Raw genomic sequence first — 9,432 nt, 5'->3', positions numbered from 1 at the left:
CCGACGCGGGGCGCGGGGCGTCGCAAGGCGCGCGACGCGGGGCGCGGGGCGTCGCAAGGCGCGCGACGCGGGGCGCGGGGCGTCGCAAGGCGCGCGACGCGGGGCGCGGGGCGTCGCAAGGCGCGCGGGGCGCGAGGCGCGGGGCGCGGGGCGCAGAGCGGGCGCGGGGCGCGGAGCGGGCGCGGGGCGCGGAGCGCAGGGCGGGCGTCGCAAGACGCAGGACGTCGCGGGGCGCGGTGGCCTCGGGTAGGGCTTGCGTCAGGACAGATCGCGTAGGGCGGTTTCGATGGCCCGGTGGAAGGTCGGGTACGCGTAGATCATGTGCCGGAGCTGACTCAGTGGCACCGCCGCGTGCACCGCCACCACCAGCGCGGACAGCACCTCGCCACCGGCCGGGCCGGCCGAGGTCGCGCCGATCAGCACGCCCTGGTCGGCGTCCGCCACGACCTTGATGAAACCGTCGTCGCCGACCCGGTGGATCCAGCCCCGCGTCGAACTGCTCAGTTTGGTGAAACCCACCTGCACGTTGATGCCGCGTCCGCGGGCCTGCTGCTCGGTGAGCCCGACCGCGCCGATCTCGGGATCGGTGAAGGTCACCCGGGGCAGCGCGCGGTAGTCGGCTCGCGGGATGGTGCCCGCTGACCCGCCCGATCCGCTGGCGGCCAGCGAACTGGACGCGCCCATCGCTCCGCCGACCACGCTGGAGGTGCCGCTGGCGTCCGCACCTGCCTTCGCCTGCCGGGCGCGGGCCAGGATGTCGGCGATGACGATCCCCGCCTGGTACATGGCGATGTGCGTGAACGCACCCTCGCCGGTGATGTCGCCGACCGCCCAGACGTGGTCGGTGACGTGCAGACGGTCGTCCACCGGGAGGTAACGCTGGCTGGCGTCCAGGCCGATCGTGTCCAGGCCCAGCTCGGCCAGGTGGGCCTTGCGGCCGGTCACCACCAGCAGCCGGTCGGCGGTGAACTCCTTGCCGCCGCCACCGTGCAGGGTGAATCTGGTCCCGTCGTGCTCGACCCGTTCGGCGCGTACCCCGGTGTGGATCTCCACACCGTCCGCGCGCAGCGCGGCGGCGGCGACCTCGGACGCCTCGGGTTCCTCGATGGCCAGCACGCGGTCGAGCGCCTCGACCACTGTGATCCGGACCCCGAAGCGGGCGAAGACCTGCGCCAACTCCAGGCCGATCGCGCCGCCACCCAGCACGAGCAGGGTCTTTGGCAGCTCCTCGACCTCGATCGCCTGGTGGTTGGTCCAGTACGGCGTGTCGGCCAGGCCGTCGATCGGCGGAACCGAGGGACGGGTGCCGGTGCCCAGCACCACCCCGTGTCGAGCCTCGAACACCTGGTCGCCGACGCGGACCCGGCGCGGACCGTCGAGCCGGCCGCTGCCCCGCACGAGCCGGCCGCCCTTGCCGATGAACCGCTCCGCCGCGACAGTGTCGTCCCAGGTGTCGGTGGCTTCCTCGCGGATTCGCTTCGCCACCGGTGCCCAGTCCGGCTGGACCTGCGCCGTCCCGGCGAGCCCGTCGACCCGGCGAGCCTCGGCGAGCGCGTTGGCGGCTCTGATCATCATCTTGCTCGGGATGCAGCCCCAGTACGGGCATTCCCCGCCGACGAGATCCCGTTCGATGCCGACCACGCTCAGGCCGGCCTCGGCAAGTCGCTCGGCCACCTCCTCGCCGCCGACCCCGAGCCCGACCACGACCACATCCACCAGCTCCGGTTCCGCCACACCGAACAGCATCCCCCAGCGACACCACCCCAACCACCGGGGTCGCCGGAAAAGTCGGCACGTGCACCGGCCCGGACGCCTACCGTGGCCGGATGCACGCACGCTTCGCTCCGGTCCGGGACTGCTTCCACGACCTGCTCGCCTCCGGTCGGGAAACCGGTGCCGCCCTGACCGTCTGGTACGACGGGCAGCCGGTCGTGGACCTGACCGGCGGCTCCCGCAGCGGCCACGGGCCGGGCGGCGAGCCGTGGCTGCCGGACTCGCTGGTGAACGTCTATTCGGTGGGCAAGCCGGTGGCCGCGCTCTGCCTGTTGCTGCTCGTCGACCGGGGAACCGTCGACCTCGACGCGCCAGTGGACCGGTACTGGCCGGAGTTCCACACTCCCGCCACAGTGCGTCAGGTGTTGTCGCACACCGCCGGGCTGCCGGCCTTCCCGGTGCCCCGACCGACCACCGCGATCGCCGACTGGGCGCTGCTCACCGGTGACCTGGCCGCCGCCGACCCCGAGTGGGCGCCCGGCGCTGTCGCCGGGGAACACGCCTGGACGTACGGGCACCTGGTGGGCGAGGTGGTCCGCCGCGTCGACGGGCGGTCGGTGGGCCGTTTCCTGGCCGAGGAGATCGCCGACCGGTGGCAGCTCGACCTCGGCTTCGGGCTGACCGAGGCGGACCAGTCGCGCTGCGCGGACCTGCGGTACGGCGACCCGGGGTGGCCGACCCGGGCGCTCGGTGAGCCGGGCTCGCTGCGGGCGCGGGCGCTGGGCAACCCGGCCGGCGGGCTGGACCTGGCCGTCCTGAACAGCCCACTGTGGCGGGGCGCCGAGATGCCGGCCGTCAACCTGCACGCCACCGCCCCCAGCCTGGCCCGGCTCTACGCAGGCCTGCTGGCCGGTGGTGTCCTGGACGGGGTTCGGCTGTTCAGCCCGGACCTGGTCGCGGAGGCGACCCGGGTCCAGTACGACGGACCGGACCTGGTGTTGGACCGCGACGCCCGCTGGACGTTGGGTATGCAACGGGAGCCGGACGGCAGCTGGGGCATGGGCGGCATCGGCGGCAGCAGCGCGTGGGCCGACCCCGAACGGGGCTACACCTTCGCGTACGCCACGGCGCACCTCGCCGAGCACGACCGGGTCGACGAACTGGTCGAGGTGTTGCACTCGGTGCTCTGATCAGCGCAGCCAGACGGGGTCGGTGCCGGGCACCGAGAGGGGCGGCGGGTAGTCGAGCGTCTGGCGCAGGGCCTCGGGCAGCCGCCACGGCTGGTGGATGGCCTTGCCCTGCACCGCGGCCAACTCCGGCACCCAACGGCGCACGTAGTCGCCGTCCGGGTCGTACCGTTCGGCCTGCCGGACCGGGTTGAACCCCCGGTACGGCTTCGTGTCGTTGCCGGTGCCGGCGACCCACTGCCAGTTGCCGGAGTTGTTCGCCACGTCCCCGTCGAGCAGCCAGCGGAAGAAGACCGCCACCCCGGACCGCCAGTCCTGCCCGAGGTGCTTGGTCAGGTAGCCGGCGGTGATCAGCCGGGCCCGGTTGTGCATCCAGCCCTGGGCCAGCATCTGCCGCATCCCGGCGTCGACGATCGGCATCCCGGTGCGTCCCTCGGTCCAGGCCGCCAACGCGTCGTCGTCGTAGCGCCACTGCTCGGTGGCACCCCGCCGGTACGCCGCGGTCGAGATCTCCGGGAAGGCGGCGGTGACCTGGTAGTAGAAGTCCCGCCAGCAGATCTGCCGGACGAACGGGCCGGACCGGTCGCCGGCGCGGTTCGCCACCGCCAGCGGCGACACGCAGCCGAAGCGCAGGTACGGGCTGAGCCGGGAGGTGTCGTCGCCGGCCATGTCGTCGTGCTGATCGCCGTACCGGTTCAGGTCGGGCAGCCAGTCGGTGAGCCGCTGGCGGGCGACCCGCTCGCCACCGATGGCCGCGTCGGGCGAGTCGCCGTTCGGCAGCGCCGGCAACCGACCCACGCGTACCCGGTCGGGCAGCGCGATCCGCCGAGGCGCGGCCAGTTCCTCGCGCCACCGGGTGGCCGCCCAGGCCCGGTGGTACGGGCTGAACACCCGGTAGTGGTCGCCGCCGCCACCGGGGCGCAACGCTCCCGGCTCGACAACCGTCAACCCGGGAAACAGGCGCAGGTGCAGCCCATGCCGCTCGCACTCGGCGCGTAGTCGCCGCTCCCGGCGGCCGGCGTAGTGGCTGACGTCGGCCGAGAGCGCGACGGCGGTGGCCCCGACCTCGTCGGCCAGCCGGATCGTCTCGGCCACCGGGTCGCCGTGCCGGACCACCAGGTCGCCGCCACGCTCGCGGAGTTGGTCGCGCAGGTCGGCGAGGGCCTGGTGCAGGAAGCGGGTGCGGTTGGCGGAGAGGTCGGCCAGCGCCGGGTCGAGCACGTACAGCGGCACCACCTGGTCGAACGCCGCACAGGTGGTGGCCAGCGCCGGGTGGTCGTTCACCCGCAGGTCGCGGGTGAACAGCACGATCGCCGTACTCGCGGTCACCGGCTCTCCGGCTCGATCGTCGGCCCGGGGATGACGACCGGCGTACCCGTCGAGGTGAGCAGGGCCCGCGCGGCCACCGCCATCCGTCGCCGCTGCGGCACCAGGGCCCGCTTGACGAAGACGTCGTAGTCCTGCGCGGCCACCTCGTCGAGGATGCCGCCATAGAGGGCGTACGCGGTGCGCATGCAGGCCTGCGAGGCGGGCGCCAGCATGGTGATGCCCGGTGCGGCGGCGGCGTAGTGCGCCTGGGCGCGGGTCACCTCGTACTCGATCAGCTCGCGGATCCGGTGGGTGACGCGACCCCGGGCGCGGGCCTCGGCCAACTCCTCGCGGGTGACCCCGAACTTCGCCATGTCCTCGTCCGGCAGGTAGGTGCGGCCCCGGTCGAGGTCCTCGGCGACGTCCCGGATGAAGTTGGTGAGCTGGAAGGCGAAGCCGAGTTGCCGGGCCGGCTCCCGGGCTGCCACCGGGTCGGAGCTGCCCAGGATCGGCAGCATCATGGTGCCGATGACCGCGGCCGAGCCCTCCATGTAGTCGAGCAGGTGGTCGTAGGTCGGGTACGCGGTGACGGTCAGGTCCATCGCCATGCTCTTCAGAAACGACGCAAAGTCGTCCCGGTCGAGATCGAAGACGGCGATCGTGTGCAGCACTGCCGGCAACAGTGGGTCGTCGACCGGCGCACCGTGCAGACCGGCCACGAACTGGCTGGCCCAGCGGTCCAGCAGAGCGGCCCGCTCGGCCGGCGGCAGGTCCTCGGTGCTGTCGACGATTTCGTCCGCGTAGCGCGTGAACCCGTAGAGGGCGTGCACATGTCGTCGTTTCCACGCGGGAAGCAGGCGGGTGGCGAGATAGTAGGTGCGGCCGTGGCGTTTGTGCAGCTCACGGCACCGGTCATAGGCAGCGGTGAGATCAGTTTCCACCGGCCCTCCTCCATTATCGACGCACCAATCGACGCAACTCGTAGCCTAGGGTACGCTCAGCCACATGGCCAACGACGCAGTTGCGGGCAACGTGACCCGCGTGGCGCCGGCAGGGCCGGGCGACGGAGACGATCCGGTCCGCGCCGTTCTGGCTGCTTATACCCACGATCTGGTCACGGCGGTCGATGAAACCCTTGACGCCTTCCTCACCGCCGAGGTCGACACCCTCAACGAGATCGACGCGTCGATGGGCAGCTTCGCCGCCACCGCGCGGGAAGCCGTCCTGACCGGCGGCAAGCGGATCCGGTCCACGTTCGCCTACTGGGGCTGGCGCGGGGCCGTCGGCGGCACCGCGGCGCTGCCACCGGTGCTGCCCGCGCTGGCCGCGCTCGAGCTGCTGCACACCTTCGCGTTGGTGCACGACGACGTCATGGACGCGTCCACCACCCGCCGTGGCCGGCCCACCGCCCACATCGCGCTCGCCGAACAGCACGTCGCCGCCGGCCACCGGGGAGATCCCGGCCGGTTCGGCGAGGCCGTCGCCGTACTCATCGGCGACCTCTGCATGGTCTGGGCCGACCAGTTGCTGGCCCACGCCTCGGTGCCGGCGAACCGGCTCTTCGAGGTGCGCCGCTGCTACGACCAGATGCGGGTCGAGACGGTCGCCGGGCAGTATCTCGACGTGCTCGGTGAGAACGACCCGGCCAGCTGGTCGGTCGACCGGGCGCTACGGGTGGCCCGCTACAAGACCGCCAGCTACACCGTCCAGCGACCACTGCTCTTCGGTGCCTGCCTGGCCGGGGTGCCCGCCGACGACCCGCTGGTCTCCGCGTACACCCGCTACGGCCTGGCGGTCGGCGAAGCGTTCCAGCTCCGCGACGACCTGCTGGGCGTCTACGGCGACCCGGCGGCCACCGGCAAACCGGCCGGGGACGACCTGCGCACCGGCAAGCCGACCACGCTGCTCACACTGGCCCGTGAGCTGGCCACCCCGGCCCAGCTCGCGGCGTTGGAGCGGGCCACCGACGGATCGGTCGACACATTCGCCGCGCTGGTCGCCGAGACCGGCGCGGTGACCCGGGTGGAGCAGATGATCGCCGAGCGGGTCAGCGACGCGCTGGCGGCGCTCGACGCCGCACCCGTGGACCAGACGGCGCGGACCGCGTTGACCGGGCTGGCCACCGCCGCTGCCAACCGGCGGGCCTGATGAGCGACTTGAGCGAGGAGGTGGTCACGTGCGGACGGTGACAGGACGGACGGACCGGGTGGTGGTCGTCGGGGCCGGGCTGGGCGGGCTCGCCTGCGCGCTGCACCTGGCCGGCAGCGGTCGACAGGTGACGGTGCTGGAACGCGAGCCGGTGCCCGGCGGGCGGGCCGGACGCCTCGGCGTGGACGGCTACGAGTTCGACACGGGCCCGACCGTGCTCACCATGCCCGACCTGATCGCCGAGGCGCTCGGCGCGGTCGGCGAGGAGCTGCACGACTGGCTGGACCTGACCCCGCTCGACCCTGCCTACCGGGCGTACTACCCGGATGGCTCGACCCTCGACGTGCTCACCGACACCACCCGGATGGCGGCCGAGATCTCCCGGGTGTGCGGGCCGCGGGAAGCCGACGGCTACCTGCGGTTCGTCGAGTACGCGCGAGAGCTGTGGCGGCTGGAGCGCACCGACTTCATCGAGCGCAACCTGGACGCGCCGACCGACCTGATCACCGGCAACCTGCTCAAGCTGCTCAGCGGCGGAGCCTTCCGACGCCTCCAGACGAAGATCAACCAATTCTTCCGAGACCCGCGTACCCAGCGGATCTTCTCCTTCCAGGCGATGTACGCCGGCCTCGCGCCACACGACGCGCTGGCCATCTACGCGGTGATCGCGTACCTCGACTCGGTGGCCGGGGTCTACTTCCCACGCGGCGGCATCCACGCGGTCTCCAGGGCGATGGCCGGCGCGGCCGAGAAGCACGGCGTGCAGATCCGGTACGACACCACAGTGACCCGGGTGGAGACCGTCAACGGCCGCGCCACCGGCGTGCTCACCGCCGACGGCGACCTGGTGCCGGCGGACGTGGTGGTGCTCAACCCCGACCTGCCGGTCGCATACCGGGACCTGCTCCCCGCCGCGCCGCAGCGCCGGCTCACCTACTCACCGTCCTGCGTCGTTCTGCACGTCGGCTCCCGACAGGCCTATGCGAAGATCGCCCATCACAACATCCATTTCGGGCGCGCGTGGAAGGGCACCTTCGATGAGGTCATCCGACGGGGTGAGCTGATGACCGATCCGTCGCTGCTGGTGACCAACCCCAGCCGGACCGACCCCGCGGTGGCCCCGCCGGACCGACACACCTACTACGTGCTCGCCCCGGTGCCCAACCTGCACCGGGCACCGTTCGAGTGGCGCGGCGACCTGACCCAGCGCTACACCGACCAGCTCATCGGCACCCTGGAGGAGCGCGGCTACGTCGGCTTCGGCGCCGGGGTCGAGGTGCTCCGGGCGATCACCCCCGCCGAGTGGGAGGAGCAGGGGATGGCCGCCGGCACCCCGTTCGCCGCCGCGCACACCCTCTTCCAGACCGGCCCGTTCCGCCCGTCCAACCTGCACCGCGACCTGTCGAACGTGGTCTTCGTCGGCTCCGGGACCCAACCCGGCGTCGGCGTACCGATGGTGCTCATCTCCGGCAAGCTCGCCGCCGGCCGGATCACCGGGGAAGGCCGATGAGCAGCCGTGAGAAGCACCTCGTCGAGCTCGTCGACGAGACCGGCACGGCCCACGGCGAGACGACCGTCGCGGCCGCACACCAACCACCGGGGCAGTTGCACCGGGCCTTCTCGGTGCTGCTGGTGGACCCGGACGGCCAGGTGCTGCTCCAGCGCCGAGCCGCCGTCAAGACCCGGTTCCCGCTGCGCTGGGCCAACTCCTGCTGCGGCCACCCACAGCCTGGCGAGTCACTCGCCGAGGCGGCCAACCGACGGCTGCGCGAGGAGTTGGGCGCGGGACCGGTCGAGCTGACCGAGGTCGGCATCTACGTCTACTACGCCGAGGACCCGGCGACCGGTCGGGTCGAGTTCGAATACGACCACGTGCTGCGCGGCGAGTTCCTGCCCGGCGCTCCGCTGCTGCCCGACCCGGCCGAGGTGGCCGAGCTGCGGTGGGCCGACCCCGGCGCGTTGGAGGCCGAGTTGAAGCTCGACCCACGGTCGTACGCGCCCTGGCTGGGCGGGGTGGTGAACCGGCTGCTCCGCCCCGCGGAGTCCCGGTCGGGCGCAACCGGCCCGGCCATGATGCTGCCCGGATCGTCGGCGGATGACACGGCGGAGCGGTCGGGTGGTCGATGAGGCGCTGAGCGCGGGCGCCGTCGCACGTCGGTTGGGGGTCGCGGTGACGACCCTCCGCACCTGGCACCAGCGCTACGGGCTCGGGCCCAGCGAACACATCCCCGGTCACCACCGCCGTTACACACCCACCGATCTGGCCCGTCTCGAAATCATGCGACGGCTCACCGCAGAGGGAGTGAGCCCCGCCGAGGCGGCCCGCTGGGCCCGCCAGGCACCGGACCCGATGCCGAACGGCACCGTCGCCCCCGCCCGGATCCACCCGACCGGCCGGGACGGCGGCGGCTCCATCCCGGTCGGCCGTGCCGGTCCGGCGGCGCGCGGCCTGGCCCGGGCCGCCATGCGGCTGGACACCGCGGCGATCAGCGAGACGATCGCGCACGCCCTGGCCACCAACGGGGTCGTCGCCACCTGGGAGGGCCTGCTGCGCCCGGTGCTCGTCGGCATCGGCGAACGGCACGCCGCCACCGCCGGCCTGATCGAGGTGGAACACCTGATGTCCCGCTGCGTCTCGGAAGCGCTCGCGGCGGCCAGTCGGGCCAACGTCCCCACCGGGCCGGCCCGGATCCTGCTCTCCTGCGCTGACGAGGAACAGCACACACTGCCGCTGGAAGCGTTGGCGGCAGCTCTCGCGGAGGCCGGTGTCAGCTACCGGATGCTCGGCGCCCGGGTGCCGGTGGCCGCTCTCGTCGAGGCGGTCAACCGGACCGGACCGGCCGCCGTGGTGCTCTGGTCGCACACCCGGGCCACCGCCGACCCGACCCAACTCAGCGCGCTGCTCGCTGCCCCCCGGCGCCCGTTGCTGGTGCTCGCCGCCGGCCCCGGCTGGCGAGCCGACACCCTGCCCGCCGGGGTGGTGCGGCCGGTCGACCTGGCCGAGGCGGTCTCGCTCTCCGCCGCCGTCCGCGACTCCCTGGACCAGTCGAGGCGTGATTGATCGCACTGTCGCCGG

At 72.9% G+C, this 9,432-nt stretch carries 8 protein-coding genes; 5 read left to right on the top strand and 3 right to left on the bottom strand.

Going from position 1 to position 9,432, the window contains the following annotated elements:
- Window positions 1–258: 258 nt before the first annotated feature.
- Window positions 259–1,746, bottom strand: coding sequence for a dihydrolipoyl dehydrogenase family protein (locus ACIBEF_RS19850; RefSeq protein ID WP_396794699.1), 1,488 nt, complete (start codon window positions 1,744–1,746; stop codon window positions 259–261).
- 80 nt (window positions 1,747–1,826) lie between these two features.
- On the opposite strand from ACIBEF_RS19850, the gene ACIBEF_RS19845 reads away from it, so the two are divergent.
- A complete protein-coding gene (locus ACIBEF_RS19845) occupies window positions 1,827–2,903 on the top strand; it encodes a serine hydrolase domain-containing protein (RefSeq protein WP_396794698.1) in 1,077 nt (358 codons plus the stop codon).
- Here the strand turns inward: ACIBEF_RS19845 and ACIBEF_RS19840 are convergent, their stop codons facing one another.
- Together ACIBEF_RS19840 and ACIBEF_RS19835 are read right to left on the bottom strand one after the other, a co-directional pair.
- Complete coding sequence (locus ACIBEF_RS19840) at window positions 2,904–4,229, bottom strand: cryptochrome/photolyase family protein (protein WP_396794697.1); 1,326 nt, start codon at window positions 4,227–4,229, stop codon at window positions 2,904–2,906.
- The gene (locus tag ACIBEF_RS19835) at window positions 4,226–5,149 is read right to left on the bottom strand and encodes a phytoene/squalene synthase family protein (RefSeq protein ID WP_396794696.1); all 924 of its coding nucleotides are present in this window, start codon (window positions 5,147–5,149) and stop codon (window positions 4,226–4,228) included. The genes ACIBEF_RS19840 and ACIBEF_RS19835 overlap by 4 nt, the downstream gene beginning before the upstream one ends.
- Window positions 5,150–5,213: 64 nt before the next feature.
- Here ACIBEF_RS19835 and ACIBEF_RS19830 point away from each other — a divergent pair, with 64 nt between their 5' ends.
- The 4 genes from ACIBEF_RS19830 to ACIBEF_RS19815 are packed head-to-tail and all read left to right on the top strand — an operon-like array spanning window position 5,214 to window position 9,417.
- Window positions 5,214–6,356: a polyprenyl synthetase family protein gene (locus ACIBEF_RS19830; RefSeq protein WP_396794695.1), complete on the top strand. Its 1,143-nt coding sequence runs from the start codon at window positions 5,214–5,216 to the stop codon at window positions 6,354–6,356.
- A gap of 28 nt (window positions 6,357–6,384) precedes the next feature.
- A complete protein-coding gene (crtI, locus tag ACIBEF_RS19825; protein ID WP_357203073.1) occupies window positions 6,385–7,866 on the top strand; it encodes a phytoene desaturase family protein in 1,482 nt (493 codons plus the stop codon).
- Window positions 7,863–8,483, top strand: a complete 621-nt coding sequence (idi, locus tag ACIBEF_RS19820) for an isopentenyl-diphosphate Delta-isomerase (protein WP_396794694.1) — start codon at window positions 7,863–7,865, stop codon at window positions 8,481–8,483. Before crtI ends, idi begins: the two co-directional genes overlap by 4 nt.
- Entirely contained in the window at window positions 8,473–9,417 is a 945-nt protein-coding gene (locus ACIBEF_RS19815) for a MerR family transcriptional regulator (RefSeq protein WP_396794706.1), read from the top strand. Before idi ends, ACIBEF_RS19815 begins: the two co-directional genes overlap by 11 nt.
- Window positions 9,418–9,432 lie beyond the last annotated feature (15 nt).

The organism is Micromonospora sp. NPDC050795, assembly GCF_044456785.1.
GTDB lineage: Bacteria > Actinomycetota > Actinomycetes > Mycobacteriales > Micromonosporaceae > Micromonospora.
This window is presented reverse-complemented; position numbering and strand designations above follow the sequence as displayed.

Excerpts from the sequence above, each read along its gene's own strand:
- idi (WP_396794694.1), top strand. The coding sequence starts at position 7,863 with ATGAGCAGCCGTGAGAAGCACCTCGTCGAGCTCGTCGACGAGACCGGC.
- ACIBEF_RS19845 (WP_396794698.1), top strand. The coding sequence starts at position 1,827 with ATGCACGCACGCTTCGCTCCGGTCCGGGACTGCTTCCACGACCTGCTC.
- ACIBEF_RS19850 (WP_396794699.1), bottom strand. The coding sequence starts at position 1,746 with ATGCTGTTCGGTGTGGCGGAACCGGAGCTGGTGGATGTGGTCGTGGTC.
- ACIBEF_RS19830 (WP_396794695.1), top strand. The coding sequence starts at position 5,214 with ATGGCCAACGACGCAGTTGCGGGCAACGTGACCCGCGTGGCGCCGGCA.